This is a genomic window from Arthrobacter sp. 01L42 (genome assembly GCF_056400005.1).
The window spans coordinates 111354-137427 of sequence record NZ_JBFTSL010000017.1 but is presented as its reverse complement, the minus strand read 5'-3'; the positions used below and the strand labels follow the sequence as shown (position 1 = coordinate 137427).

Here is a 26074-nt window from a genome sequence, read left to right as displayed (position 1 = left end):
CCTGGCGGGGTGGGCTCACAAGCCGTGGCCGCCACGGCGAGGATTGCAGCAAGAATCAGCGCCGCCGGTCGTGCCGCGCGGCTCCGGCCCAAGAATTTTGCGACATTCTGGCTCATCGGTTCCGGCTTTCTCTCTGGCCCGGCTCCCAATGGGCCAGGTGTCAAGTGGCGTCTACCGTTCCACACCAGAATCAACATTGTGTCTGTAGCCCCTGAGTAAGCCCTGTGAAGCCTCTCGGGCTCGGGACTCCACGGCTGGGCCCCCGCACGTTTTCCAGAGACAGGACGGCTATTTCTGGCCCCACTTGGTGACCCGCCGGGCACTTGCGACGGTTACCTGTGACCGCCTTCAGCGTTGGATTCACCAGTGGATGGATGCGGCGGAAGGCCGGTCCGGATGGAATCGAAGGCGGCTTAAGTACCTTGACTGGTACGTAACCGACTTGGTACAAAAGGGTCATGGAAGCCGCTCTAAAGGCCCTCGCGGATGATAGCCGACGGAGAATGCTGGAGGCCCTTGCTGACGGCCCGGCAACCGCGGGTGAACTGGCAGCGCTCCTGCCGATTGCACGCCCGGGTGTCTCGCGGCACCTGCGGGTGCTGCGAGAAGCGGGTCTGGTCGAGGTGCACCAAGAAGCGCAACGGCGGGTTTACTCCCTCCGCCCACAGCCGCTCACTGAGATCTACGACTGGCTGGATCGATACGTGGCCCTGTGGGAACAGCGGCTGGATGTCCTGCACACCGAAATAGCACGCGGCAAGCGTGAGCGAAGGAGCACCCCGTGACCAACAACACCCCTGGAAGCGTGCGCACGCTGGGCACCCTGCGAGCGGTGGAGGGCAACGGCATCGTGCGACTTGAGGTCCGGTTCGACACCGATAGGGAGGACGTGTGGTCGGCGCTCACCGATTCCGGCCGTCTCGCCCGCTGGCTCGGCGAGGTAGAAGGCGATCTTCGCGAGGGCGGTGACTTCAGGGCCCGCTACTTTGCCAGCGGGTGGGAAGGCAGTTGTCGTGTGGAAGTGTGCCAGCCCCCACAGTGGCTCCGGATTCTGACCACGGCCCCAGACGAACCGGACGGCGTGATCGAGGCGACGCTTAGCGCTGACGGCGATCAAACCATCCTGGTTATTGAGGACCGCGGCTTGCCTCTGGAGCAGATCGCCGCCTACGGGGCAGGAGACCAGATCCACGTCGAAGATCTCGCCGCCTACCTCGCCGGACGTGACCGCTGCGACGCACGGGTGCGGTGGCAAGAACTCCACCCCGCATACCAGGAGCTGGCCGCAAGGCTCACCTAGCACGACGGCAGATCTGCCGGTCGCAACCCCCAGCGGGTTCCAACGTTGAAACTCCTTCGTCCGCGGCGCCCTGACTGAGACCCCAAGTCGATGAGGCACCGAAGACGGGCCCGCGACAAGACTTCCCAGTCATCGCAGGGTGGGGCAAGTTTCAACCGCCCTCGAGGGGCCAGAAATACGTGACACAACCATCAGAACCGTGACAGGAGCCGAGCCATGGACTGGACTGTCCCGGCCAGCGCAGCGCTGATTCCGGCCAAGGCCAGTAGTGCGCTCATGGCGATGATCTGAGCCAGGAAGAATGGCAGCGCCACTCCAAGTGTGGCGGCGTACGTCAGAGTAAAACTCAACGTTGGAGGTTCGCTCATGCAACCGTGACCTCCAGCCAGATTCTATTTGCCTCGTTCTCGTCAACACTAGCTGCGGGGCTCTCCCATGCGTCGATGCAGCGCGGGCACTCTGATCCGGTGGGCCTCGGGCCCTTGCCGCGCGGCGGGTGCGGAGGTAGGTTTTGCAAGCCGTGGCCGTCCGCCCGCAGTGGGGCGCGCCGCGCGGCGGTGGTTGACCCGGGTGTGGCGTGGGAACCCGCCCGGGCCGACCACCTAAACGTGTGGGCTGACGGCTCCGGTCCGGCCGGTGGGATGCGGGACAGTGGAGGGTCGGCTCTCAGGCTGTTCTCAGCGCGAAGAGGGACATTGAAAATAGCCCCGAAATGCCGACCCCTGCTCCGCCTTCGACCCAAAGACTCCGGCCGCACGCTCTCCTCAACCGGCGTGCGGCCGGGCATCACGTCGCCCCCTGCAGAGTCAAAAAGCACCTGGAATGGATAGGACTCGGGACTGCCTTCCGTTTCGCATGCAACAACTAGGCCCGTTGATGCCCCGCTGCCAGCGTGAGTGCGGATCGCAGAAGTAAATGTCGATACCGGCGTCCACTTTCACGGTTTTCCAGTCCTGCATTTCGATGCCCTGGTCCCAGGTGAGGGAATGCCTCAGCGCCTCGGGGAGCGTCTTGATCTTGGCTGCCAGGGCGTCACGCATTTGTTCTGCTTTGTATCTATCCGGCAGGTGAACGAGCATCGTGTAGTTGGTGGTTCTCTCCACGAGGGTCCCGATCGCGGACTGGTTGCCCTTGCCGATGATGAGGTCACCCTTCCAATGCCCTGGCACCGCACGGTCCTGAACCTCCGCGGGACGCTCGGAGATATTGACCATCCCCGGGATCCGGTTCTTCCGCTGACCGGCCTTCCTGCAGGGCTGCCGGAGCGCACGTCCGGTGCGTAAACACGCGGCCAGATCACGGTTGAGTGCTCCGCGGGACTGAACGTAGAGGGACTGGTAAATGGTCTCAGGTGACACCCGCATCTCCGGTTCATCGGGAAACTCAACCCGCAGGCGTCCTGCGATCTGCTCCGGCGAGTACTTCTTTTTCAGGTCCTCTTCCACCTTCGCACGCAACACCGTGTTCGTGTGCAGTTTCGMCGGTTTCGGCCGCGMAGCCCGCTCATACGCCARCGCGTGRGCCGMYGTYGCCCGGYAGGGCAACCCGGCCACCGAATTGCGCCGWAGCTCCCTGGACACCGTCGAGGCMGAYCKGTCGATCACGRCCCCGATCCGGCGCAGCGAGTGYCCCTGGGCGCGCAKCACCGCGATCTCTTCACGCTGGGCGAAGGTCAGGCACCTRCCCTTCAGATCCCGGCCSCGGCGTGGCCTGACACCCCCGGCYTCGRCCAGGACCCGGCGMCCRGTCCGCCTGCTYGTATYGATCGGCRCAACRGCGTCMGTGATGAAATCRCCGGCCTGCATCCCGGCCCAAAACAGCTGCAGAAGATCCGGTCTTACATAAATTGAATACCTCGCCACGACAACACCCATCCGCTAAGTGTTGCAATCACCGCAAGAACCCAAGGATCCCTTACCGGGCCAGACTGAGACTGTCTCCACTCTTCAGGATGGAGGTCGTGGTTTCGACCCGAGCGGGCATCGTAGGTCGGTTGTCAGCCAAGCTCGGCTCGGCGGCGAGGCTCGGCTCCGTACTCTGACCACCGGCCTGCGTAGAGACGGCCGCGGCCGAGTCCTGCATGCTCGAGAGCGAGAAGGTTGTGGCAGGCCGTGACGCCTGAGCCACAGTAGGAGATGACGGCAGTCGCGTCTTCGATCCCAACCTTCGCAAACGCTCGTCGGACCTCGGCGATCGGGCGCAGGTGTCCATCGGGGGCGAGGTTCCCACGGCACGGGACGTTCACTGCGCCGGGGATGTGTCCGGCTTGGGGATCGGTGGGCAGCTGGACGCTTCCGTCGAAGCGGTCGGCATTGCGGGCGTCGAGGATGATCCCGGCAGCCCCTGCGGTGATGTCCTGAAGCTGGGCGAGACGGGCCTCGGGCCACGGAGACGGCGTGAAGGTCGCGGGCGCCGGCTCCACGGGCGTCGTCTCCAGCGGTCCCGTCCATGCGGCAATCCCGCCGTCGAGCAACGCCGCCCGGTGCCCGAGCGCACGCAGCATCCACACGAGCCGCGCGGCGATGACTCCCCCCGCGTCGTCGTAGGCGATGACGGTCGTGTCGTCGCCGATTCCCAAGGAGGACATTCCATGTGCGAACACTTCAGAGTCGGGAAGCGGGTTCAGCCCGTGTGGTCCCGAATTGCCCGACAGCCATGCGGCCAGGTCCACGAACACCGCATCTGGAAGATGCCCGCCGTCGTACGCTGCACGGCCCGACCCGCCGTCGAGGTACCAGCGAACATCAGCGGTGACAACGTTACGTCGGTTCGCCTCGAGCCACGCGGCATCAATAAAGGGTGGAAGATCTTCTTGGGTTATCCGGCTGTCGTCCATACAGTGCAGGCTAGAGGATGTGTCCATAATTTGAGCAAAAATGTTCTATGATGTGGACATTCTGCAGAGGATGCGCCGCACCACGGCAGGCGCCCGTAAGCCGGTCGATCACCGTGCCCAGGAAACGTGCCGCACGTCTTGGCCGCCGCCAACAACCGCCACGGCGGAAGACCCCGCAAAGTGGACGACGCTGCCGCTGCCAGGGCCAAGGAACTCAAGGGCAAAGGAATCAGCGCCCGCGACATCGGCAAGATGCTCGGAGCATCCCGCGCCACGGTCTACCGATACCTTATATAGGCAACGCGGAGAGCGATCCCGACAACGCGGCGATGACATCCAAGCGGTCCGCCCAGCCCTCGTCCGCGAATGTCCGGCACGTCCCGCCGGTGGGTGCCGGTCTGGCCGTCCTGGCGGGCACCCATCAGACTGGCATATTCAGGAGGTAGGGCCGGTCCCGGACGTTCTTGTCGACGACCCCGCTTCGATTGCGGCCAATTCGTCAGAGGCGCTCATGAGGGCCCTCCTCTATGAAGATCTTGCCAACAGACTAGTCCCAATGCGGGGCAATGGAACCGGTGCTCAAGTACTCCCTGGCGCCACCGAAATGGAGCTCAGTGCCAAGGCGCAGGTAGGCCCGATCCTATTCCAACGGGCTCGATCCAACGCCCAGGCAAGTGCGACTGTTCCTGCCTGGGGGCATTTGCTGGTTCTAGGGTTTAGCCGCCGCTCTCCTCGGGTCCTTCGGTGTCGATGTGTTCTTTGCGGACCTTCTCCTTGATGGTCACGTCTTCGGTGACCGTTTCCGTGCCGATGTGGACCCGTTCGACCGGGACAGTCTCCTTGGTGACGATGATTCGTTCCTCGTGGAGGATGATCTCGTTCTCATCGTCCGCACGGTCCGCTACGTCGTTGCGGTTTTCCTCCGTAATCGGTTCTCGCTCGATCCGTACTTCTTCGCGCTGCACTGGAACGGTCCTGGTTTCGTATTCCGAGGTGACGTATTTGCGCAGGCGTGCCCCGCCCGCGGCCGGCTGTTCGGCGCCGCCCCCTGCCGGGCGCGGCTGGGGCCGGGTTGTGGTGTCTTCAGTGGTGGGCGCGGTGGCGTCGTATCCGGGGTGCCGGTGGCGGCAGGGGGAGTACTGCGGTCTGTTGCGGTGGTGTCTTGTGTGGCGGGGGCCAAGGTCTCGTCGGTGGTGGCGTTGTACCCGGTGGTGGTCGGTGTCCCGGTGCGTTGCGTTCCGGGGTCGGGGGTGGAATCTGCCGCATCTGCCGTCGCCTCGGTGTAAGTGCGTCCGGTGTCGAGCTGATAGTGCTGGTAGAGCCGGCCTTCCTCGGCAGGCTCCAGTGGCCGATCGGCGTCGATCCTCGGCGCGTCCTTGACCTGGTTTTTGCTGTAGGGGACCACGATGTCATTTCCCTCTGTTCGGGCTCCTTCCAGGGGTACGAAGGATTCGGACATTCCGAATAGGCCCGTCCTGGCGGTTACCCAGCTCGGCTGTCCGTCATTGTTGTCCACGAAGGCCTGGCCGATGGAGCCGATCTATTCTCCGTCCTCTGAAAGAACATTTGCGCCTTGGTTGAGCAGGGGCAGCAATGGGCCGGTGGACCTTATGCCCTGCTTCTGCGGCCGGCAACGGCGCCATAGATCAAGAGCACAATAACGGCCCCGAGGATGGAGAGGAGCCAGGTCCGCAAATCGAAGAAGTCAGCGAGGCCTCCGCCGAAGATCAACGAACCTATCCAGCCTCCGAGGATGGCGCCCACGACGCCAATTACGAGTGTGATCACCCAGCCGCCTCCCTGCCGGCCGGGAAGGACCGCCTTGGCGATAGCTCCTGCGATAAGGCCGAGAATGAGGAATGCAAGAATTCCCATGACTGTCCGTCCTTTCGGTTGCCGGTCGTGGAATGCGGCCGATATCAAGATCTAATCAGCATGCTTAGTAGCACGCAATACCTCGTGGGCGGTGGCGCGTCAGTGCTCAATATCCGCCGCTAGTGGCCTCACAGATCAGACTGGATCGTTGGGACTCCGCCGGGGCGACCCTTTCATGCCAGACGGTCCCGCGCGGTGGCGGACAAGGCCAAACCGTAGCTGAGCGTCGATCGGCTGGCGGATCGTATTCAGCTCGTGTCGACGGCCTGAAGTCTGGCGTGGGGGGCTGATTGGGCAACCAACCTGAATTGGGGACATCGGCGCCGCTGTTGGCTTGCTCCTCGCCGTCGGAGGCGGATGCATTTGCCCTGTTGGAGAATAAATCCAGTGTCTATCCTGTGTGTAAAGACCGCTGTGACAGACGGTCCACAGGCCGCCGGCACGTCCCGGGAAGTCCTCCCGCTCCGGGGGCCCGTCTCAATGAGGAGGCGTCGATGTCCAGTCCCGATGTGCCAACGCGCGGGCCGGCCAGACCCGGTCCATATGTCGTCACCGGAATCCTGTTGGCCATCGCCATTGTGATTCCGTTGTATGTGCCCGCGTATTCTGTCGGTGAGCCGCGTTTGGCCGGTATGCCGTTCTTCTACTGGTACCAGATGATGTGGATTCCGATCACCTCGGCCCTGGTGGGGATCTCCTACTGGCTGGTCGGCAAGGAGGATCGCCGCCGGCGCGAATCCGTGCGCGGCGTGACCGGTGATGAGGAGGAGCGATGAGCGGGGCAGCCGTGCCGCTGGCCGCTCCGGACCGGCCCATTAGCTGGGTTCCACTGACCATTGTGATCATTCTCTTCGTCCTGGTGGCGGTCTTGGGGTTCGTGGCTGCGCGGTGGCGGCGGGGAGAGGGGACAGGGCTGCACAGCCTTGACGAGTGGGGCCTTGGGGGCCGCGGGTTTGGAACCTGGGTGACCTGGTTCCTGCTCGGCGGCGACCTGTATACTGCCTACACTTTCGTGGCCGTTCCGGCTGCAATGTGGGCCACTGGCGCCGTCAGCGGATTCTTCGCGGTGCCGTACACAATCGTTCTGTACCCGATCGTGTTCCTTTTGATGAGCCGGTTGTGGTCCGTCTCGCACCGGCATGGGTTTGTCACGCCGGCCGACTTCGTCGGCGGCCGCTATGGCAGCAGGGCGCTGACCCTTGCCGTCGCCGTCACCGGCATCGTCGCGACGATGCCCTACATTGCGCTTCAGCTAGTCGGAATCAAGGCCGTGCTCACGGTGCTGGGCCTGGGCAGTGCGGAGAACGTACTGCTGACCGACCTGCCGCTGATCATCGCGTTCGTGGTCCTGGCCGCGTATACGTACACCTCGGGCCTGCGGGCTCCGGCCCTGATCGCCGTTGTGAAGGATCTGCTGATCTATCTGGCGGTGATCGTCGCGGTAATTTACCTGCCGATCAAGTTCGGCGGCTGGGGTCCCATCTTCGACTCTGCCGAGGCGAAACTCGCTGCGGTCAACCCTGCCACCGGTAAACCCACTGGAGTCTTCATTCCGGGCGCGAACAGTTACTCGGCCTACTGGACGCTGGCTCTGGGCTCGGCCTTGGCGCTTTTCATGTACCCGCACTCGATCACGGGCGTCCTGGCGACCAAGAGCAGGAATACGATCCGGAAGAATGCCGCGGTGCTGCCGCTGTACTCGTTGATGCTGGGGTTCTTGGCTCTGCTGGGCTACGTGGCCATCTTCGCCGGAACCAATCCCGTTGACGTGAACGGCGCTGTCAACCCGCAGTTGGTGGTCCCGCAGCTGTTCCTGGATCAATTCCCGGCCTGGTTTGCCGGAATCGCCCTGGCCGCCATCGCCATCGGGGCTCTGGTCCCGGCCGCGATCATGTCGATAGCCGCGGCGAACCTGTTCACCCGCAACATTTACCGCGATCTGATTAAGCCCGACGCCACTCCCCGGCAGGAAGCAAAGGTGTCCAAGATTGCGTCGCTTGTGGTGAAATTCGGTGCATTGATTTTCGTCATTGCCATGGACCAGTCGGCAGCAATTAACATGCAGCTCCTCGGCGGCATCTGGATCCTGCAGACCTTCCCGACGATCGTGGCCGGGCTCTACACCCGCTGGTTCCACCGATGGGCGCTTTTCGGCGGCTGGGCAGCCGGAATCATCTATGGCACCATCGCGGCGTACAACGTGGTCAACCCGGTCACGAAGGCCTACTTCGGGGGCTCGATCGCGGCCATCCCCGGAACCGACATACAGGTCTACATCGCCGTTGTGGCGTTTGCGATAAACCTTGTGGTTGCCACCGGCCTATCTCTGCTCTTCCACGCAATGAAGCTCCCTGGTGGGAATGACATCACCCGCAGCTCGGACTACGGCGCCGACGAGAACGATCCAAAGATCGCCCAGATCGAGCGCGAGCAGCCGCTCGCTGAACCCGGCGCCCCCACGTTCTAGGTCACTGGGGACCCGAGACCGCACAGGAGCCCGAGGGACGAAAGGTATATGACCATGAACGCCGGACAGCACGGCAAGGGCACAACCGGGGAGAGTTCCTTGGCCGCGTACCTGCACAGTCACTTGATAGCCGCGGCGGCGGGGGAGCGACTCTTCGAACAGGCGGCCAAGACGTGGAAGGACTCGCCACGCGGCAGTACCATCGCGCGGCTCGCGACGGAAATCAGTGCCGACAAGGCAACCCTGGAGGGCATCACCGAGGGGCTCGGTCTAGGCATCCCGGCCTACAAAAAGCCCTTCGCCTGGACAGGGGCGCACCTCGCGTCCCTAGGCCCGCTCAATCCGCTCCACGCCAGGATCGGCGCAGCCGAACAATTGGAACTCGAAGCGCTGATCAGTGCCGTCACGGGCAAGTCGCTGCTCTGGAGGACCTTGGGTCTCCTGTCCCGCACGGACCCGCACGTTGGACAGGAGCAGGTGGCGAGTCTGCTGGACCGGGCAACGGCACAGCTCCGCGAACTCGAGGGTCTCCTCTTGGAAACCGCGGCGGAACGGTTCACCGACGCCGGTCAGTGAGACCCGGACGTTCGTCGACGATCCTTCGACCTGCGGACCACAGCGCTGCAACGTTAGCAACGTGGCGGGGCACCCCTACCCGGGTTCCATCGCAGTGAGTCCGTTGGGGTCATCCTTCCGGACGCCGCCGTGTGGTCCCTTTCGATGGCCTCAGCGTGCTGCGATGAGGGCCTGGGGTGCGGCTTGTTTCATCCGGGTTTGCAGCCAGCGCAGCTGGGTGGCCGTTTCGGCGTCGCATTTCTCCACGACGGCGAGTAACTCTATATCGCGCAGCGCGGACCCGGCCTGTTTGACCATCGTCCAGGTGACGTCGACGAGGCTGGCCAGCAGGTAGAGGTCCTGCAGGTCGCGCAGGAGACCGACGGGACCGTTCCGGGTTGTGGCCAGGCCCTGGGCGTGGAGCCGTTCGGGCTCGTTGTCGGAGCTGTTTTCGCCGTAGCGCTGCACGACGGGCCCGAGGAGTTCCCCGTGCCGGTCGCACTGGGCTGCCAGGGTGCGGCAGAGGAAGTGAACATCTGGCTCGGCCCCGTGGCCCTCGGCCACTTGGCGGAAGGAATCGGCGAGCGTGTTCTCGGCCTGACGGAGCATGCCCAGGTAGATGTTCAGGTTCACGGCCGGCCACCCTCCGTGGTGTTTCTGAGCGCGTCGGGGAACTGGGGTGCAGGTTCGATGTCCGTTGTTTCCGTGGCTTGGGCCCCGTCGCCGCCGGCCGTGGCCGGGACCGGCGCGGTGCCAGGCGCCGCGGCGGGCCGGGACGCTGTGGTGGTCGGGGCCGGCGCCGGTCCGGTGGCATCGCCGATCTTCTCCACGGTCACCGCCGCGTTTTTGAACATCGGCTGCTTGGATACGGGGTCCCATTCGGTCAGGGTCAGTTCATTCGCGGCCGTCGGGTGGGTCCCGGGGCGGCCGCCGGTGTCCCAGTAGCCGTAGTGGAACGGGGCGAACACGGTGCCGGGCGCGATGCCGCTGACTCGTGCGGGGACCTCGATCCGGCCCCGGCGGGAGGTGACCCGGACCAGGTCGCCTTCGGAAATGCCGAGCCGGTCCGCGTCCTCCCGGGCCAGTTCTACCCAGGCCCGCGGTGCCGCGTCGGCCAGGGGCCGGGAGCGGCCCGTTTTGGTGCGAGTGTGGAAATGGTACGCGGTGCGCCCGGTCGTATACCGGAGCGGGTAGTCTGCGTCGGGTTCCTCGTGCGGCGGGTGGAACGGGGCGGTCTTGAACAGGGCCCGCCCACCGGCGCCCTGGGCGCGGAAGGCCTGGGCTCCCACCGTTGCGCCGGTGAGCAAGTCATGGCCGTAACTTTCGCAATAGTCGGGGTCTGTGGGGAAAACGCCGTCTCCGTACAGGCGGTCCGTTCCGTCGGGGTGGTCCTCGTTGCAGGGCCAGGGGATGCCGCTGCCGCCGCGCAGCCTGTCGTAAGTGATTCCGGTGTAGTCGCACGGGCGTCCGCGGGAGCAGTTTTTCCACGCCTCGAACGCGTCCTCTGGCCCGGCCCAGTCCAGCAGCGGCCCGCCATTTAACGTCGTGAAATCCATCCTGCGCGCGTAGTCGAGGAAAATGTCCAGGTCGCTGCGCGCCCCATCTGGAGGCTCAACCGCCTTGTCGGAGATGTGCACAATGCGGTTGACGTTGGTGAACGTCCCGGTCTTCTCGCCCCACCCGGCTGCCGGAAGCACCACGTCCGCGTACTGTGCTGTTTCGGTGAGGTAGAGGTCCTGGACGACGAGGAAGAGATCGGGTTTGGCGAGGATGTTCCGGATCCGGGGCAGTTCGGGCATGGACACTGCCGGGTTCGTCGCCGAGACCCACAGAAAGTCGATCGAGCCCTGTTCGGCATAGCGGAAGATCTGCATGGCATGCGTCGGCGGCGCCCAGTGCGGGATGGTCATCGGATCCACGTTCCAGAGCCGGGCCAGTTCCTGGATGTGATCGGGACTTTCCCAATTGCGGAATCCAGGCAGGTCCCCGTCCGCGCCGCATTCCCTATTGTTCTGAGCCGTGGGCTGGCCGTTCATCTGGAGGACCCCGCACCCTGGGCGGCCGAGCATCCCGCGCAGCAGGTGCAGGTTGTTGACCTGGCACGACGCCGCCGTCGCCTGCGAGGACTGGTAGAAGCCCTGCAGCACCGTGGAGACAATCCGATCGGACGTGCCGAAGATCCTGGCTGCGTCCCTGATGTCCGACGCCGGGACACCGCAGACGGCGGCAGCCGCCTCGGCCGTCCACGGCTCGACCACCTTCCGGAGAGCGTCCTGGCCCAAGGTGTGGTCGCGGACATAGCCGGCATCATCCCAGCCCTGGGCCAGCACCTCACGGACCAGGGCGTGCATGAGCGCAAGGTTCGTGCCGGGCCGGATGGCCAGATGGACATCGGCGTGGCGGGCGACCTCCGTGTCGCGCGGATCCACGCAGACGATCCGGGGCCGGTCCGTGCCCGCGATCCGGTCCAGGACTCTGGACCAAAGCACCGTTTGTGTCTCGGCCATGTTGTGGCCATAGAGAAAGAGCGCGTCGCAGCTGTCGATATCGGTATAGGATCCGGGCTGGCCGTCGGCGCCGAACGACTCCTTCATGGCCGCCGCCGCGGTAGCAGTGCACAGCCGGGTGTTTCCGTCCATGTGCGGGGTGCCGATGCCGGCCTTCCCGATCACGGCCAGCGCGTAGTACTCCTCCAGGAACAGCTGCCCGCTGGTGTAGAAGCCATGGCTGAGCGGACCTCGCTCCGCCAGCAGGTCCCTGCTCCGGTCCACAATCCGACGCATCGCCGTGTCCCAGTCGCATTCGACCAGTTGCCCATTCTCGCGGACCAGCGGACTCGTCAGGCGGTCCTTGTGCGACACACCCTGGCGGCTGGCAAAGAGCCCCTTCGGTCCCAGCCTGCCATGGTTGACCAGATCCTGCGCCCGGCCGCGGATCCCGACCATCGCGCCGTCCTTGACGGCGATGTCGCAGGCACATCCGTTGCTGCAGAGGACGCAGGCGGACTGCACCCACCGGTCAACATCGTCCTCAGCGATGCCGTCGTCCAGGACCTGGTCCACCCGGACCGGCCATAAACTGTCCCGCGAGTACGGGGTCCGGGTTCCCCAAATATTGGCTATCCGGTCGACCATGTCACTCCTCCTCTACCTTCAGGCGGGAACATTGTTGGTTCGCGTCCGGGCGCGGAAGCCGCGGACCGTCCTCTGTGCCCTGCCGGTCGCGACAGGAAATGCCTCAGCTCCGGCCCGTCCCCTTGGCCGGATCCTCACCAGCCTCGGACGGTTCCAGAATTATCAGCATGCTTGCAAATAGTCCAGAGTCGCCCTGCGGGGGAAGGCTGAACGACCAGCACCTATTCTCCCGAAAATGCCGGCCAACCCGGATCCTCCGCAGGAAGGGGAAAACGCGGAGCATCCGGACACTCGCGGGGAACGGGTCGTCACGACGAATAGAGGCCCGCCGGGTCAGCCCCGCGGCGCCGTAATATCGGGATAGAACGATCCTCCCCGGGCACACGGAAGAAACAGCGGCCGCTGTGTTTGGGTCCCCCGGGGTGTCAGGGAGTGGGGCTGCCCCCGTTGACGTTAAGGGTCTCACCCACGACGAAACTGGATTCCGCGGAAGCCAGGAACACATAGGCCGGTGCCAGTTCCGCGGGCTGGCCCGCGCGGCCCAGCGGGGTGTCCTTGCCGAACTCGGGCAAGGCCTCCTTCGGCTGGCCGCTGCTGACCTGCAGCGGTGTCCAGATCGGCCCGGGTGCCACGGCGTTGACCCGGATGCCCTTGGGCGCCAACTGCTGGGCGAGCCCCTTCGTGAAGTTGTTGATGCTGGCTTTGGTAGTGGCGTAGTCCAGGAGCGTCGGCGAGGGGTCGTAGGCCTGGATGGATGTGGTGTTGATGATGGTCGATCCCGGCGGCAAATGCGGGACCGCCGCCTTGGTGAGCCAGAACATGGCGTACACGTTGGTCTTGATGGTGTGGTCGAACTGCTCGTCGCTGATATCGCCGATGTCTTCCCGGGCGATCTGCTTGCCTGCATTGTTCACCACGATGTCAATGCCGCCGAGTTCACGCAGCGCTGTCTCCACCAGGGACCGGCACATGGCTGCGTCCTTCAGGTCCCCCGGTACCCGGACCGCCTTGCGGCCGGCGTTTTCGATCAGCCCGGCAATCCGGGCGGCGTCCTCTTCCTCCTCGGGCAAGTACGACAGCACGACGTCGGCGCCCTCGCGGGCGAAGGCGATGGCCGTTGCTCCGCCGATGCCCGAGTCCGCTCCGGTGACGATCGCTTTTCGGCCTTCGAGGCGCCCCGTGCCGCGGTAGCTCTCTTCTCCGAGGTCGGCTTTGGGGACGAGTTCGGCGTCCAGTCCGGGCTCGGGCTGGTGCTGTTTGGGAGGTTCGATGTGATCGTAGGCTGTGACAGGGTTTCGGAAGGTGTACTGGTCCGTCATGATGCTCCTCTACCTGGTGATGCGGGGGTCAAAGCTGTGCGGCTACGGTGTTCGGGCGTGTAAAAGGTGTGGTGGGCAGCGCCCGCGGCGTTGAGCGCATCTAGCGTCTTTGGATCCGGCGCAGCTGCCGGGCTCCGGGGCGAAACGCTGAACGGGGGGAGCGGGCCCGGCGCTGCGCAGGGCGGTCCGGAAAGGCTACTGGGGATCCTCACGATCAGCATCAGGCGCGTCGATTTCGCCATCGATTTCGCGGGCGCTGCAGCCGGAGAGTGAGCCCTTGGCCGGCTCATCCTCCTCGCGGCGGTCCCTGTCTGCATCTGGATTCTCAGTCATGAGGCCCAACCTAGCGTCGAGGGGCCGGCCTGTCGAACAGAAAGCAGGGCAGACCAGGTGCTGGTAAGGCAGGTCGTTCGGTCCGTTGAGGGCGTGGCTCGGCCTATGCTGAGGTCGCGCGTGGGCGACATGGCCTTCCGCAGCCGCCATTTCAATCCGAGGCGGCGAACTCTCCCGGGCATTGTTATCCCGGGCGGGCTAATGACCGCCGGTCGATCATTTCCAGCTATGTGTGCCGGCTACGTCGATGTGGCGGCATCCGGGCGCGTGCCTCGGGACGTCGATGGAACATGGTCAGGCCGTCGCGGGGTAGCTGGCCAGGATGTAGTCTGTTGCGGCCTGTCCTGTAATCCGTCGATGGCTGTTGCGCAGATCGATGCCGCGGCGTTGCATGGCTGACCGGAAGGTAATGTCCTCCACGGGGGTGATGTTGTGGAGCCGGCACCAGCTTGTGTACAGGCCGTAAAGACAATCCGGCCCCAACGGCCGGTGCGTTTCATCCGGGACGGTGGCTTCAAGGAGGAATCGTTCGAAGTGCGAGGTGGCCATCAGGGGGCTCTTCTCCGCGGGTGCATCCTTATGCCACCGTTCGGCTACAGCGGCTCTCTTTGCCGCCGTGCACCCGGCGGCAAAGGGTCCCCAACCCCGAAGGGTTGACTAGGACTGTTCCGAATTTACAAAGTTCCGGCGGCCCTGTCCAGAGCACGGGCAGTCCCCTCTGACGAAAAATCTGCACAACGGCTTGGTGACACGCGGTACGAATTTTAGGCGAGTGGTCAGCGACCTATTGGCCGCTGTCGCCCATGGGGGAGTGGCTCGGCCAGGCAGCACGGGCAAAACACTGGGATGCGGCAGGATCAATACGTTAGGAATCGCCTCGCGGGGTCGTTCGTTCCTCCTTCGTGCCGGTGTCGAAAGGGGGGCCAGCGGCCGGCGGCTCGCCTGCCGCGAGACGGTCAGACTCTCGAGCCCCGACAACGGATTGTGCTCCACCGGATCCGGCTTCGGCAGGTGAAGGTCCGGGCGGGATGGCCCCGGTTGCCGCTGGGGGGCCGGTGACGGTCCGCTGTCCCTCGGTCATGGCGGGGTCGCTAAAGACCTGCTCGACGGGCGCCTGGCCTGTCTTGGCCCGTTCCGGATGCGAGTGATCGCCTTCCGCCTGGGTGCCCGCCTCCGCGACATCGACCGCCTCTCCGACATCTGCACCGCTGCGGGAGTCATCGGCCTGGGCGTCGGCACCCGACGATACGGGCCGGTCCTGCGATGCAGGTTCGTGGCCGCTTTGCGGATTCTCGGTCGCCGGCATTTCGCTGCTCGTACCTGTTGCGGCCTCGCGAAGGGGACCCACAGTACCGTCCGCACCGTAGTCACCCTCGGCGTACTGACCGATTTCCGACCCGGCCGAACGTCCCGGAACTGCACCAGCGTCGCCATAGTCGGCCCGTACGTAGCGTCCGGATTCTTTGGCCTTCTCTCCCAATGGTTCGGGCAGGCCACCCTCCCTGCCGGCCGCACCATAATCACCTTCGATGTATTGACCTTCCTCGTCCTCCGCGCGGCGGCCTCGCTGCACGCCGGCCTTGCCATAACTGCCTTCGACGTACCGGCCCCGTAGCTCCCGTTCTTCTGGTTTCTTCCCCGTGGGCGCCTGGCCCGCGGGTGATTCAGAGTCGCTGCGGTCTGTCATGATCCTGCCCTCCCGAGACGAATACATGCGTCTACTCCGGCGCAATTCAAGTCTAGCCAGAGCCACTGCACCCCAACAGGTAGTCATCATCTGACCATCCGGCGGAGGCAAACTCGCTGTGAGGCACCGTTTTGAGGGCTGCTTGTCGAAGGAGCGGAAGACTTGCCGCTTGGCGCCATCCGGCCGCTCCTATGCAACGGCTGTCATTGTGGCTTCTCTTTTAGGGCTTTGCGTCGGAGTGTTCCGGGGATAAGGACCATCAGGAGCAGTAGCACAGCCAGCAGGCCAATGGCGGCTATTACGCCGGCCGTCCGGCCCGCAGTGACATCGAAGACGAGGGATGTGGTGCCCAGGCTCAGCAGCATGACGCCGGCCAATGACACCTTCACGATGGTATCGGCGCTGGCCACGAGAGTGGCTTTCAGTCCTTGCCGGAAAAGCCGGCGGTGCAAACTCACCGGCAACAGGATCGATGCCGTGGTGAGGGCGGCCACGATGACGTTGATGAGATACAGCCCGATCTGGTAGCCGTCCAGTGACGCGAAACGTGCCTGGAACGGCAGCGTCAGGAGGAAACCGGCGAGGATCTGGACCCCTGTCTGAAGTACCCGCATTTCCTGCAGCAAATCCACCCAATTGCGGTCCATCCGCTCAGTGAGCGATTCGTCCCTGCCGTCATCCTGCGGCGCCACCGGGTCTGTCATAACTCCTCCTCGCGAGACTGAAATTCCCTGTCCAGCGGCCGCGGTGTGCGCCGTCGGCTTGGCCCCCTTCCGTCTCGATCACGCGGGGCTTTCGGGCTCCGGACGACCAGGACCGCAACGATTTCCTCGGCGCTGCACCCGCCTGCGGCCGCTGGCTCCCGGATGAAGGCTCGGGTATGAGGTCGTTGCTGCCGTCATCCTGCCGCAGCCCCGGGGAAGGAGCTTTGGACGCCCGGCTCGAAGCTGGCACTCGAACATGGATCCATGGCTGGCGTTGCATCGTCGACTGCCGGCTCCGTCGCCATGCCCAACGCGGCGCGGATGCGCCTGGCAGCTTCCCGATACCCGTCACCAAGACCCGCTGTCCTGGCAGCGTGGATCGAGCCGATGCCGTCAAACTGATGTTCGATCCGTTCGCCCCGTTCCGCGAAATCAGATGCCACGGCTTCCAATTTCTCGAGCCGTGCACCCTGCTCCCGCACCACGGAGAGGAGAAAGGACCGGTCCCTGGCGTTGCTTTCCACGGTCCCGTCCGCGGCGAGCCGCGCTTCGATGCCGGGCAGTTCGTCAGAGGCGCTCATCGGGCCCTCCTCCATGAAGGTCTCGCCAACAGAGTAGCCCCCATGGACAGCAAAGACACCAGTGCTCAAGGTCCTGCCTGGGCCTCGGAACCGGCCAATGCCGGGAACCGGCGCTAAGAGCCGAGAATGACAGGCCGGCGGTCATTCCTGTCCGGATTCGCCCAGGACCGGGCTGTACGGGGTGAATCCTTCCCGGAGCCGGACGGAGTCCGTGCCGATGATGTCGATGTCGGCCCAGAGCACCAGGAACGAGCCGCGATGCCGCCACCGGAGCAGGTGGGCCACGGGCCAAGGCCGGGCGAGACCGGTTCGTTCGTAGCCCAGGAACGAGGAGGCGCTGTGCGGGCTGACGACCAGGCCCAATAAGCTGGCGCCGGCGAGCAATTGGCCCGGTGGTCCGTCGATAGTGAACCGGGCATCAGCCACCCGCCCCAGGCGGAGTCCGCCGGGGTCGTGCACGGGTGTGCCGAGGAGATCACCGAGGATCATGGCGGCCTCCGGGGATGCGGGCAATGATCTTGTCGCGGATCCAGCGTTCGACCCAGTCCGCGTCCAGGGGCTCGCCGCGGACGCCCAGCCGGATGACGACCCCGACGTAGGCGACGTCACGCCAGGGGATGCGGATGAGCCGTGATGACGGGGGCCGGCCGCCGAAAATCCGCGTTCCAAGGACGGGGCCGGTGAGCAGCGCGGTGAGTGTCGGGGCCGGGGTTCCGGCCGGTATGGGTGTGTCCGGGGGAGGGGCGCTGATTTCGATGTCATCGACCGTGGTGACGGGGACGCCGTCGACATCGAGTACCTGCCGGTCCAGCAGGTGAAGTTGCGCGTCGAGGGTCCGCCCGGCGGCCCGGACGTATCTGGGCAGGGGTGCGGTGGTCATGATCCGGCTCCCGTGACGATCATCAGTGGTATGGCGGCGAGGGACGCGGCGAGGATGATGACCAGATAGATCATGGCCAGCACATTCACCGTGCGGGCGTTGACGTGTTTACCCATGTACTGGGGGTCGTTGGCCACGATCAGGATGGGCAGGTAGGTCAGCGGCAGCGCGATGGCCGAGAACACGACCGAGTACTCCGTGACCAGGACGGGATCGACCCCGGTGGCCAGGACCGCCGCGCCGATCAGGAGACAGATGATCATGGACAAATGGAAGCGGGCGGCCTGGGCCGGGCGGCGGAACTTGCCCCAGGACCACCCAAAGAACTGCGCCAGGGTATACCCGCTGGACAAGGTGGTCTCCAGGGCCGCTCCGAAGGTCGCCGCGACGATCCCGACGAGGGCGAAGGCGAGACCGACTTTCCCGGCTGCCTCGGCGACGGGCAGGATGACCTGGGACAGTGAGGTGACGGCGATCCCGGCCGGGAGCAGAACCACCGCGGCGCAGGCGGCAATGGACACCGAGAGCAGGCCGCCGAGCGGGAACCCGACGAGTACGTTGATTCTGGACTGGGCCAGGTCTTTGATGGTCCAGCCTTCCTCCAAGGCCCCGGAGGAGAAGAAGAACACCTCATAGGGCGTCATGGCCGCCCCGAACAGTGCCACCGCGTAATACCAGTACGAGGCGGCTGTTTCCTGCTCCGGAACGGACGGGGCCAGGACCTGGGCGCCAAGGGCACCCCAGTCCGGCTTCAGCAGAAACAGTGCCACGGCGAAAACAATGAGCGTCAGGCCCAGCAGCCCGGTGACGTTTTCCATGATGGAAAACCTCACCCGCCAGATGACCAGCCATACCGCAACCACGGCCACGGGAACCCACAGCAGGTACTGAACGCTGCTGGCCAGCTGCAGCGCCAGGGCGATGCCTCCGATTTCCGCCGTGACCGTCATCAGGTTGATCAGGAACGACGCTGACAGGTTGGCCAGACCGGCCCGGGGCCCCAACCGTTCCCGGATCACTTCGAACGTCGCCCGGCCCGACGCGGCGGCTACCCGCCCGGACATGTTCGCGAACACACAGATACCGACCACGCCCACGACGACGACCCAGACCAACGAGAGCCCAAACCGTGAGCCGACGACGGAGTTCGTGACCAGATCGCCGATGTCCACGAACCCGCCGATCGCGGTCAGGACCCCCAGGGCCACCCCGAGCAGGCGCTTCATTGTCCCCCCAGCTGATTCTTGAGTGTGGCCATCCTGCCGGCGGCGTTCTCCAGCAGCTTGTCGCCGTCCTGGAGTGTGGGGCTGCCGTCGGTGCTGGCAATGGCGTCCTGCGCCGTGGTCACCCCTGCGATGCTTTCATCCAGGACGGTCAGGGCCTCCCGGCGCGTCTCACGGTCGTCCTGGACGGTGGGGGAGAGCTGGAGGACGGTGGTCCGGGTGGTTTCGAGGTCTTTCAGGACGTCGTCGAGCGTCGTGGACGTTGCCGCCATGGTCAGCTTGCCCCCGGCGTCGAGCGCCAGCGCGAGCCGGGCGGTGGCAACCGCGGAGGAACTGTCCTTCAGCGCTGTGGACACACTGTCCCGCGTGCCGCCAGACGCGCCGCTGCAGCCGCTGAGGAGTGCCGACCCCGCAATCCAGAGGCAGAGCCCGCTCCGTGGCCAGATCGCCATTTCACCTCCGCCTCAAGGGAGTCCAAGCCCGCAACGGTGCAAGACCGCGGCAGGACCGCGCCATTGAGCTAGGTATAGCACTCCCGGCCTGAGAAAAGCTGAGGCACAACCCGGAACGGCGTAGCTCACGCACAACTGAGACCAGGACGTGCCGTCCCACATCTGCCGCGGAGAACCGCACCCTCAGCCGCAGTGGCACCCCTGCGATTTCCCCACTCCGGCGTGGCGCAGCCACGACTGCCGGCCGATCCCGTCATCGCGAGCCCCGCACTGAACCAGCCGTGGCTGATCCGGAGCCGACACCCAGACGGTTCTAGCTGGCATGAAAACAGGATCTGCCAGGACGGGTCGGCACGCCCGCAGCCGAGGCAAGTATCTTTATCCGAGTCCTCGTGGCGCCTAAAATTGACGGTATCGCCGCAGGCGTAGTGTCTGCGTCCAGCCACGGAGGTCCGTCATGGGATTGGGAGACAAGATCGATAACACCGCCGAGAAGCTCGCCGGCAAGGGTAAGGAAGCGGCCGGGAAAGCCACCGACGACCGGTCTCTGGAAGCCGAAGGCAAGAGCGACCAGGCGAAGGCCGACCTCAAACAGGCCGGCGAGAAAGTCAAAGACGCATTCAAGAAGGATTGACACGCGGATCAGTCGGAGCCGGTAACGGTAACAGGGGACGGCCGCAGTGCGGCCGTCCCTTACTGCGCTGTCATGACCCAGCCGAAGGATCCAATGAGGTTAAAGCTGCCCGTTCCCATGCGTCAACCTTTGCAGCGAGGGCGGACCGGCTGAGGCCGTACCCGGAATCAAGAACCGCCAGTGTTGGACCAGCCGGCACCGGTTTTGAGCGGTGTGGTTTCCGGACCCGGTCGGCGGTAGGTGGCATTGGCCGGTATGAGGATGCCTGGCGTATGGCGTGCGCGGCCCGGGGAATCATCGGCGTTGGACGAGCGGATCACCGGACCCACGCCTTGTCCCGACAAGGCAACCCGGGCCCATCGAGGGCGGCGGCGATAACTAGTCCTTGTCGAGTTCGTTGAGGAGGGACTTCGCTGCCTTGGCGATGTCGTCGTGGTTGTTCTGGGCGGCCCGGCTCTCGATGGCAAGAATCGCGCAACGGTGCAGCCGCCGGAAATCTCCGAAGGGGAAGCTGTAGCGTCCCTTGGTGTCGTGGGTTTTCTCGGTGTCTTCGCCCAGATGCCAGGTTCCGTATTCCGTGTAGCCGTGCTTGGCGATGAACGCGTTTTCCTTCTCTGTGTCGGGGGGCGTGTTCGCTCCAGTCGTCACGGGAATCCCGGGCGATCCTGGCGTCCTTGATCAGCTGCCGGGCGTGGCGCAGTGCCGTGTCATTGATTTTGATGGTCATCGGTGCTTCCCTCCGTAGTAGGGTCCGGGTCGAGACCGGCCAAGGGCTGCGGCAGCCCTAGACGGCAGAGAGGCTCTGAGGAGACGTCGTCTCTTTCCAAAGCTGGCGCGGCCGGCCGTCGGGGTTCCGTGCGTCCGTTGCAGGGCTCCGTACACTCTGGCCCTGTCTCGTCTACCGTTTTTGGTGCTGTCCTTCCTGCCTCAGGTCGGGAGACTGCACCGTCGGCGCCCCCGGCTCTGTTCAGATCCCGGCAGGGGGCTCCACGGTCCCGTCCTGCCGACCGTACGAGGAGTGGCGGCGTCCGGGGTGAATCAGGACCCGGGGATGCTGTGGGTCTGCGGCGTGGAGGGTGGTTCGGGGCGGGTTTTCAGTCGTAGTCGGTGTCCGTGTCATCGTCGGTGAGGCGGCGGAAGTCCTGGGAGAGGTACAGGGCCATCGCTGCCGGGTTGTTGTCCTCCACGGTGACCTTCACCGTGGTGCGGCCCAGGGTGTGCAGGAGGTGCATGCAATGTCGGATGAGTCCTTCGGCCAGGCCTTTGCGGCGGTGGTCCGGGTGTGTGAAAAGTTCATCGATGACTGCTTCGCCGTCGCGTTCGGTAACGATGAGGGCGGCCGTGATTTGACCGTCGGGTCCGAACGCCACGAGGGACGCAGCCTCGGTGGTGCGGCCGCTGCCCTCCTCGGTGGATGGTCCGATCCACACCGGGTCGCCGGCCCGCTGTCCGGGACGGCCGGCGTAGGCGTGCCGGTGCAGATCGGCCAGTTCGAGTAGATCATCGGGTTCCAGGGGCCGGACCCGGATGCGGGCCGGCGCGGTGTTCTGGTGTCCGGTCGCGGCAACCAGGGTGATCGAAGCGTTCATGACGGCGATGCCTTCCCCGGTGCGCGGGCGGCACCGTTGAACACAGTGTCCGGCATCGTCCGCGCGCGCGGAAGACACAGGACCGCAACGATATCCGGCGGAACCGACACCGGCCGGGCCACAGCGGATGAACCGTCCTAAAGCGCCCATGATCACCGCTTCCGGGGACGATCGGACGCCACGGGACGGGACTCCGGCGGGGGCTTCCCGTAGTGGACTCGACCGGTCTCGCGGTCCGACGCGGCCCCTTTCCGTGCCCCCGTTTCTGTCGGAGGCGGCCAGCGGCCGCCTGAACATGGCGGCGGAAACGCGCGGCCATGACGCGCCGTTAGTTAGGAGTAGTATTACTACTATTCCTACTACTTTTGAAGGGTTGGCGCCGTGACGTTGAGTGTGAAGGACCGTGTGTACGCTGCCGCGGAGCAGATCAGCGCCGAGCGCCGGCCCACGGTGTCGACGGTGCGGGCCGCGGCGGGGGTGAGCAACGCCGACGCGACCCGTTATTTGAAGGAGTGGTCGGAGGAGAAGCGGGCCGCGGGCGGGCAGGTCGCCGTGGCGCCGGCGGTGCTGCTGGAGCAGGCCGCACGCCTGGCCGGGGCTTGCTGGGCCGAGGCGACCGTGCTGGCCGATGAGCGCCATGCCGCGGTCGAGAAAGCCTGGTTGCAGGAGAAGAAGGACGTGACCGTGGAGGTCGCCGAACTGGTCGCGGACCTGGACCGGGTGAGCGCCGAGAAGGACGCGGCGGTCGCGGAGCTCACGGCCAGGATCGCCGCGTTGGAGGCCGACGTTGCTGCGGCGGGGGAGCAGTTGGAGCAGGCCCGGGCCGCGGCGCAGGAGGCTGTCAGGGAAGCGTCGGCAGACCGGGCCCGGCTGGCGGCGGCAGAGGCGCGCGCCGACACGCTGCAGACGGCGCATGATGCGCTGCTGGCCCGCATCATGCCCGGGACAGGGCCGGTGGCACAGCAGGCTCCCGGCGGGAACGACTAGGCCCTTCCCGCCGTCCGCATCCTGCCCCCTGACCGGGGACGTCACGGAAGCGATGGCAGCTGGGGTGTCCGGCTCCGTTTTTCCCCGCCAGGGCTGGAAGGACCCGCAAGAGGCTATTGGCGCAAGAGGTTATTGGTCTGTGCGGATCGCGAGGAGTTTGTGGTCCTCCGGGATCTGTGTCGTGAGGGCTTTGCGGGCTTCTTCACAGGTGTTGCCTTCGGCGCTGATGCGTTCGTTGCTGCCGTCAGGGGCCTGGATCGTGCCTGTAATCTCCACCTGAACACCCTATGCGCACCCGTTCCTACACGGCCTCCAGCGCGTCGATCTCGGCGGCGTCCAGCAGCGCTGCTGACTCTGCCCCGGTGGCCCGGGCCAGATCATCCAGGGACTTGAAATGGTCCCGGGCGAGGGTGATGGCCAGCAGCTCCAGATAATCGCCCCCGTTGCGCTGTGCCAGGCCGCCGAGATAGTCGCGCATGCGCACTTCCAGGGCGCCGGGGCCTTCGGATTCTTCCGCGGCGAGCCGCGTCAGTGTCAGGGCCGCGAGGTCCGGGTCGTCGTAGATGAGTCCCATGGACCTACGCTACGCACCCGACGGGTGCGGTCAAGGGCCGGTGCTAGCGCCAGCGGCAGGAGTCCAGCGCGCCCACCAAGGGAGCGGGGCCGTCTTTGAGGCGGTCAACGGGGCGGGATCCGTTACGGTCCCTGGAGGGTGTGACCATCCAGAGGGTGAAGTTGTGCGGGATCTGCAGTTCCATCGCCCGGTCAAAGAGCTTAACGACGGTCGGGTGGAGCTGTCCGCCGGGGAGGAACTGGAATCCGGGGCAGTAGGTGCCGTCGTCGATGATCGCGGACGAGCCGGCGCAGCACCGGTCCGGGGTCTTCCATCAGTTCGGAGAGCCGGCGGTGCACCTGCCCGAGGGCCGGGAGCGTGAATTCTGCCCGGATCGCCGCCCATGTCTGATCGCTGATCGGTTGGGGGTTCCCTGCCGCCGAGGCCCTAATCGCTGATGCCTTCGAGCAGCCACCGGGTCGAGAGCGGGTTGCGGCGCAGCTCAAAGGTCCGCAACGCCGAGCTCGAACTGAGACGGACCTGCACCCTCCAGAACTCGATGCTGACCAGGTCGCCGCTGCCGACGGCAGCCGTGCTCTGCGTGTCCCACCAGGCGTCCCGGTCGAACCAGTGCACCGGCTCGGCCGCGACGGCCCAGATGCGGCCCTCGTGCCGGACGGCGAGCGGCGTGCCGGCCGGGGTGAAGCGGACGTCGACGTCAACGTCCAGGGTTGTTTCATTCGCTACTGCTGTCACGTTCTACGCGTTTTCCCAAGTTCCTGCTCATCATGTCTTCCCGGCGGGTGACCGCCGAACTCCACACCCAGGTCCGGTAGGTCACCGGACCGTCCTTCCACGTCACTTCGGCGGCTTTGGCCGTCCAGGCATAGACCTCGCCGTCGACCAGCTCGGCGCAGTTCGGAAACCGGATCCACGCCTTCACCGGGATCCCGGGGAAGCCGTTCCTGGCGGGGAAGTGCTCGAAATCGAGCTCTTCCACCGTCAGCCCGATCGGGCCGGCCCGCCTCGCATACCGCGCCTGCAACCGGGCCGCCTGTTCCGGGTTCATATCCTCAGTTTAGAACTGACATTCGATAACAAATTTCCAGCCTAGTAATTTTATTCGAATAGATGTGCAGGTTTGAGCATGGGGGAGGGGTCCGACAATCAAACGGTTTGCACCCAGTGGGGACAGCCTGAGCTGTGCGGAGGGCTCCACCTGCCCCCAATGGGCACAACCGGGAAGAGGGTCCTTGCTGCGAGCCGTGAGGAAAGCCTCCGCGCGAATCCAAGGACTCAAGCGCGGAGGCTCCCGGTTCTCCAAGCTGGGGGGACTGGAGAACCTCGGTAATTCTACTGGCCGGCGGCCTGCTGGGAAACGCTGCCTTTCGGGTCACCGCCGGGGAGGGCGGCCCCTGGTCCTTCCGGCCTGCCACCCGGGAACGGTGTCGTCCAGGAGCTTGGCCTTCGCAGGGTCGAGGTCGCCGCGGCGGTGTTTGTACCGCTGGGTGTGGATCCAGACGCCGAGGGTGTGTTCCCGCTCAGAATCGCAGCCCTTGTGGCGGGGCCAATCGTTGCCCTCGTGTCGGAAGTCCTCGAGCTGGGCCAGGCGGTGGTGCCAACGGGCCTCGTCCTCGGCTTCCCTGCGGTTCCCCAGCCACCCGGGCACCCGGGCCAGACCGTCACGGTAGGCCGGGACCAGGGTCCCTTGGGCCGCTTCGCGTCGGCGCCCGGACAGCCAGCGCGCCATCGACCTTTCGCCCCGTTGCCCGGAGCGGTCACGCGGGAGCCGGCCTTCGGCCTTGACCCAGGCGATGAGCTCGTCCATGCGGCCGAGATCCGTGGGGGAGGGGTGCGGAACGGGCGCGGAGCCGGCTGCGGACTGGTGTTCGGCCTCGAGGTGGGGGTCCTGGTGGCGCGCGATGACCAGGTGGTATCCGACCGTGGCGGGCTCGGCGCCGACGAGGGCAGCGATGCGTTGCCGGCTCAGCCCGAGCCGGTACATCAGCACCCATTCCGCGTCAGGAGCGCGCCGCAACCGCCTGTCCATGATGGACATCCTGCCACGACCCCTCCACAAGTCGGGCGGCCACCGCGGATTCCACAGACAGCGCTTTCGGGCGTCCGCTGGCGCGGCCGGCTGTKGGGTCCAGTGCCTCCGTCGCAGGGCTCCGGAGACCCTGGCCCGTATCCACGTCTTCGACGTTTTTTGGTTGCTGTCCTCCGGATTCTAGGCGTCCGCTCCACCCCGTCTARCCCCGGCTCCGCAAGCTCCACCGGGGCCTGCGGTGCAGGAAATGTCCCTCCGGCGCTCCTGCGTCGCTGATTTCCTTGAGGGAATTTCCTGCCCCTTGCCCTGCGGGTAGACAGGGCTCCGTCGGCCGCCGAGCAAGCRAGCTTGCCAGCAACCAAAAAACAAACGGGGGGAGAAGGGGAMGCTGGCCGGTCACCTGAGCCGCCCCACCCACCGGAATCCTCTGCACAAGGAGCAACACCATGAACGCAATAACCACCAAGACGGTGACCACCCAGGACACCGGGGAAACCATCGACGGCGCGACGGTGCTGGGCGATTACCACGTGAACGGCGGCTACGACTGGATGGAACTCATCGGCGAACACGGCTGGGCCGTGATCCCCAGCTGGGGCTGTGACGGCTGGGACCTCGGCAGCTGGCCCTACGTCATGGTCGCCGCAACCCGGACCGCTGACAGCATCGGGAACCTCTTCGGCGTCGCCACCTACTGCGAGGGAGACGTGACCTGCACCTACTACCGGACCAAGGCCCGGCAATGGGACGCAATCACCGAACAGGCATTCTTCCACTGGACGAACGGCCAGGCCCACGGCCCGGACGACCTGCCCGAAGCCGCCGCAGAACTCCCCAGCCGCTACCGCATGCCGTACATGGCCAACGTCGCCTAAAACGTGCTGAAACCTTGCCGGGCGGAACCACCGCCCGGCA

Annotated in this window: 32 protein-coding genes and 1 pseudogene; 9 read left to right on the top strand and 24 right to left on the bottom strand. The window is 65.4% G+C overall.

From position 1 onward, the window contains the following. Positions 1–458: 458 nt before the first annotated feature. Positions 459–785 carry an ArsR/SmtB family transcription factor gene (locus AC1DN2_RS15830; RefSeq protein ID WP_476851071.1) on the top strand — a complete coding sequence of 109 codons (327 nt, stop codon included), beginning with the start codon at positions 459–461 and terminating at the stop codon, positions 783–785. Continuing rightward, entirely contained in the window at positions 782–1300 is a 519-nt protein-coding gene (locus AC1DN2_RS15825; protein ID WP_476851070.1) for an SRPBCC domain-containing protein, read from the top strand. The genes AC1DN2_RS15830 and AC1DN2_RS15825 overlap by 4 nt, the downstream gene beginning before the upstream one ends. Before the next feature lie 191 nt (positions 1301–1491). On the opposite strand, the gene AC1DN2_RS15820 is transcribed toward AC1DN2_RS15825, so the two are convergent. The 3 genes and pseudogenes from AC1DN2_RS15820 to AC1DN2_RS15810 form a co-directional block, all read right to left on the bottom strand. Next, positions 1492–1668: a hypothetical protein gene (locus AC1DN2_RS15820; protein ID WP_476851069.1), complete on the bottom strand. Its 177-nt coding sequence runs from the start codon at positions 1666–1668 to the stop codon at positions 1492–1494. Positions 1669–2172: 504 nt separating this feature from the next. Further along, positions 2173–3174, bottom strand: a pseudogene (locus tag AC1DN2_RS15815) (IS30 family transposase); the annotation flags it as partial. Positions 3175–3296: 122 nt separating this feature from the next. Further along, positions 3297–4163 carry a sulfurtransferase gene (locus AC1DN2_RS15810; protein WP_476851068.1) on the bottom strand — a complete coding sequence of 289 codons (867 nt, stop codon included), beginning with the start codon at positions 4161–4163 and terminating at the stop codon, positions 3297–3299. Positions 4164–4262: 99 nt separating this feature from the next. Here AC1DN2_RS15810 and AC1DN2_RS15805 point away from each other — a divergent pair, with 99 nt between their 5' ends. After that, entirely contained in the window at positions 4263–4433 is a 171-nt protein-coding gene (locus AC1DN2_RS15805) for a helix-turn-helix domain-containing protein (protein WP_476851067.1), read from the top strand. Positions 4434–4852: 419 nt separating this feature from the next. On the opposite strand, the gene AC1DN2_RS15800 is transcribed toward AC1DN2_RS15805, so the two are convergent. Together AC1DN2_RS15800 and AC1DN2_RS15795 are read right to left on the bottom strand one after the other, a co-directional pair. After that, positions 4853–5146, bottom strand: a complete 294-nt coding sequence (locus AC1DN2_RS15800) for a YsnF/AvaK domain-containing protein (protein ID WP_476851109.1) — start codon at positions 5144–5146, stop codon at positions 4853–4855. Positions 5147–5744: 598 nt separating this feature from the next. Further along, a complete protein-coding gene (locus AC1DN2_RS15795; RefSeq protein ID WP_476851066.1) occupies positions 5745–6011 on the bottom strand; it encodes a GlsB/YeaQ/YmgE family stress response membrane protein in 267 nt (88 codons plus the stop codon). A gap of 494 nt (positions 6012–6505) precedes the next feature. Here AC1DN2_RS15795 and AC1DN2_RS15790 point away from each other — a divergent pair, with 494 nt between their 5' ends. From AC1DN2_RS15790 to AC1DN2_RS15780, 3 genes are read left to right on the top strand one after another with little or no spacing between them, the layout of a single operon-like run. Beyond that, complete coding sequence (locus AC1DN2_RS15790; protein WP_476851065.1) at positions 6506–6787, top strand: DUF3311 domain-containing protein; 282 nt, start codon at positions 6506–6508, stop codon at positions 6785–6787. Further along, complete coding sequence (gene mctP / locus AC1DN2_RS15785; protein ID WP_476851064.1) at positions 6784–8478, top strand: monocarboxylate uptake permease MctP; 1695 nt, start codon at positions 6784–6786, stop codon at positions 8476–8478. The genes AC1DN2_RS15790 and mctP overlap by 4 nt, the downstream gene beginning before the upstream one ends. A 54-nt stretch (positions 8479–8532) precedes the next feature. Continuing rightward, a complete protein-coding gene (locus AC1DN2_RS15780; protein ID WP_476851063.1) occupies positions 8533–9054 on the top strand; it encodes a hypothetical protein in 522 nt (173 codons plus the stop codon). Between the two features lie 150 nt (positions 9055–9204). Here the strand turns inward: AC1DN2_RS15780 and AC1DN2_RS15775 are convergent, their stop codons facing one another. From AC1DN2_RS15775 to AC1DN2_RS15720, 12 genes are all read right to left on the bottom strand, one after another. Beyond that, positions 9205–9666: a hypothetical protein gene (locus AC1DN2_RS15775; RefSeq protein WP_476851062.1), complete on the bottom strand. Its 462-nt coding sequence runs from the start codon at positions 9664–9666 to the stop codon at positions 9205–9207. After that, positions 9663–12167, bottom strand: coding sequence for a molybdopterin oxidoreductase family protein (locus AC1DN2_RS15770; RefSeq protein WP_476851061.1), 2505 nt, complete (start codon positions 12165–12167; stop codon positions 9663–9665). Before AC1DN2_RS15770 ends, AC1DN2_RS15775 begins: the two co-directional genes overlap by 4 nt. A 425-nt stretch (positions 12168–12592) precedes the next feature. Continuing rightward, positions 12593–13486 carry an SDR family oxidoreductase gene (locus tag AC1DN2_RS15765; protein ID WP_476851060.1) on the bottom strand — a complete coding sequence of 298 codons (894 nt, stop codon included), beginning with the start codon at positions 13484–13486 and terminating at the stop codon, positions 12593–12595. A gap of 195 nt (positions 13487–13681) precedes the next feature. Continuing rightward, the gene (locus AC1DN2_RS15760; protein ID WP_476851059.1) at positions 13682–13819 is read right to left on the bottom strand and encodes a hypothetical protein; all 138 of its coding nucleotides are present in this window, start codon (positions 13817–13819) and stop codon (positions 13682–13684) included. Positions 13820–14113: 294 nt separating this feature from the next. Next, complete coding sequence (locus AC1DN2_RS15755; protein ID WP_476851058.1) at positions 14114–14368, bottom strand: hypothetical protein; 255 nt, start codon at positions 14366–14368, stop codon at positions 14114–14116. A 316-nt stretch (positions 14369–14684) separates the two neighbouring features. Continuing rightward, positions 14685–15506, bottom strand: coding sequence for a hypothetical protein (locus AC1DN2_RS15750; protein ID WP_476851057.1), 822 nt, complete (start codon positions 15504–15506; stop codon positions 14685–14687). Between the two features lie 203 nt (positions 15507–15709). After that, complete coding sequence (locus AC1DN2_RS15745; protein WP_476851056.1) at positions 15710–16210, bottom strand: DUF6328 family protein; 501 nt, start codon at positions 16208–16210, stop codon at positions 15710–15712. Between the two features lie 194 nt (positions 16211–16404). After that, entirely contained in the window at positions 16405–16791 is a 387-nt protein-coding gene (locus tag AC1DN2_RS15740) for a hypothetical protein (RefSeq protein WP_476851055.1), read from the bottom strand. Between the two features lie 141 nt (positions 16792–16932). Continuing rightward, positions 16933–17280, bottom strand: coding sequence for a PRC-barrel domain-containing protein (locus AC1DN2_RS15735; protein WP_476851054.1), 348 nt, complete (start codon positions 17278–17280; stop codon positions 16933–16935). Then, entirely contained in the window at positions 17267–17671 is a 405-nt protein-coding gene (locus AC1DN2_RS15730) for a hypothetical protein (RefSeq protein ID WP_476851053.1), read from the bottom strand. Before AC1DN2_RS15730 ends, AC1DN2_RS15735 begins: the two co-directional genes overlap by 14 nt. Continuing rightward, on the bottom strand, positions 17668–18897 hold the full coding sequence (locus tag AC1DN2_RS15725) for an Nramp family divalent metal transporter (RefSeq protein WP_476851052.1): 1230 nt from the start codon (positions 18895–18897) through the stop codon (positions 17668–17670). Before AC1DN2_RS15725 ends, AC1DN2_RS15730 begins: the two co-directional genes overlap by 4 nt. After that, positions 18894–19346 (bottom strand): hypothetical protein, encoded by a 453-nt coding sequence (locus AC1DN2_RS15720; protein WP_476851051.1) that lies wholly within the window; start codon positions 19344–19346, stop codon positions 18894–18896. The genes AC1DN2_RS15725 and AC1DN2_RS15720 overlap by 4 nt, the downstream gene beginning before the upstream one ends. 457 nt (positions 19347–19803) lie before the next feature. Between AC1DN2_RS15720 and AC1DN2_RS15715 the strand changes: the two genes are divergently transcribed. After that, on the top strand, positions 19804–19980 hold the full coding sequence (locus AC1DN2_RS15715; RefSeq protein ID WP_476851050.1) for a CsbD family protein: 177 nt from the start codon (positions 19804–19806) through the stop codon (positions 19978–19980). A 378-nt stretch (positions 19981–20358) separates the two neighbouring features. Here the strand turns inward: AC1DN2_RS15715 and AC1DN2_RS15710 are convergent, their stop codons facing one another. Next, positions 20359–20628: a hypothetical protein gene (locus AC1DN2_RS15710; RefSeq protein ID WP_476851049.1), complete on the bottom strand. Its 270-nt coding sequence runs from the start codon at positions 20626–20628 to the stop codon at positions 20359–20361. Positions 20629–21074: 446 nt separating this feature from the next. Continuing rightward, entirely contained in the window at positions 21075–21569 is a 495-nt protein-coding gene (locus AC1DN2_RS15705; protein ID WP_476851048.1) for a GNAT family N-acetyltransferase, read from the bottom strand. A 381-nt stretch (positions 21570–21950) separates the two neighbouring features. Between AC1DN2_RS15705 and AC1DN2_RS15700 the strand changes: the two genes are divergently transcribed. Further along, entirely contained in the window at positions 21951–22556 is a 606-nt protein-coding gene (locus AC1DN2_RS15700; protein ID WP_476851047.1) for a DNA-binding protein, read from the top strand. Between the two features lie 129 nt (positions 22557–22685). On the opposite strand, the gene AC1DN2_RS15695 is transcribed toward AC1DN2_RS15700, so the two are convergent. From AC1DN2_RS15695 to AC1DN2_RS15675, 5 genes are all read right to left on the bottom strand, one after another. Further along, a complete protein-coding gene (locus AC1DN2_RS15695; RefSeq protein WP_476851046.1) occupies positions 22686–22832 on the bottom strand; it encodes a hypothetical protein in 147 nt (48 codons plus the stop codon). A gap of 25 nt (positions 22833–22857) precedes the next feature. Beyond that, positions 22858–23130 carry a hypothetical protein gene (locus AC1DN2_RS15690; protein WP_476851045.1) on the bottom strand — a complete coding sequence of 91 codons (273 nt, stop codon included), beginning with the start codon at positions 23128–23130 and terminating at the stop codon, positions 22858–22860. A gap of 426 nt (positions 23131–23556) precedes the next feature. Continuing rightward, entirely contained in the window at positions 23557–23865 is a 309-nt protein-coding gene (locus AC1DN2_RS15685; protein WP_476851044.1) for a hypothetical protein, read from the bottom strand. Continuing rightward, positions 23846–24178, bottom strand: coding sequence for a hypothetical protein (locus tag AC1DN2_RS15680; RefSeq protein ID WP_476851043.1), 333 nt, complete (start codon positions 24176–24178; stop codon positions 23846–23848). Before AC1DN2_RS15680 ends, AC1DN2_RS15685 begins: the two co-directional genes overlap by 20 nt. Positions 24179–24502: 324 nt before the next feature. Beyond that, complete coding sequence (locus AC1DN2_RS15675; RefSeq protein ID WP_476851042.1) at positions 24503–25159, bottom strand: helicase associated domain-containing protein; 657 nt, start codon at positions 25157–25159, stop codon at positions 24503–24505. A gap of 446 nt (positions 25160–25605) precedes the next feature. Here AC1DN2_RS15675 and AC1DN2_RS15670 point away from each other — a divergent pair, with 446 nt between their 5' ends. Next, entirely contained in the window at positions 25606–26034 is a 429-nt protein-coding gene (locus AC1DN2_RS15670; protein ID WP_476851041.1) for a hypothetical protein, read from the top strand. Positions 26035–26074: the final 40 nt, after the last annotated feature.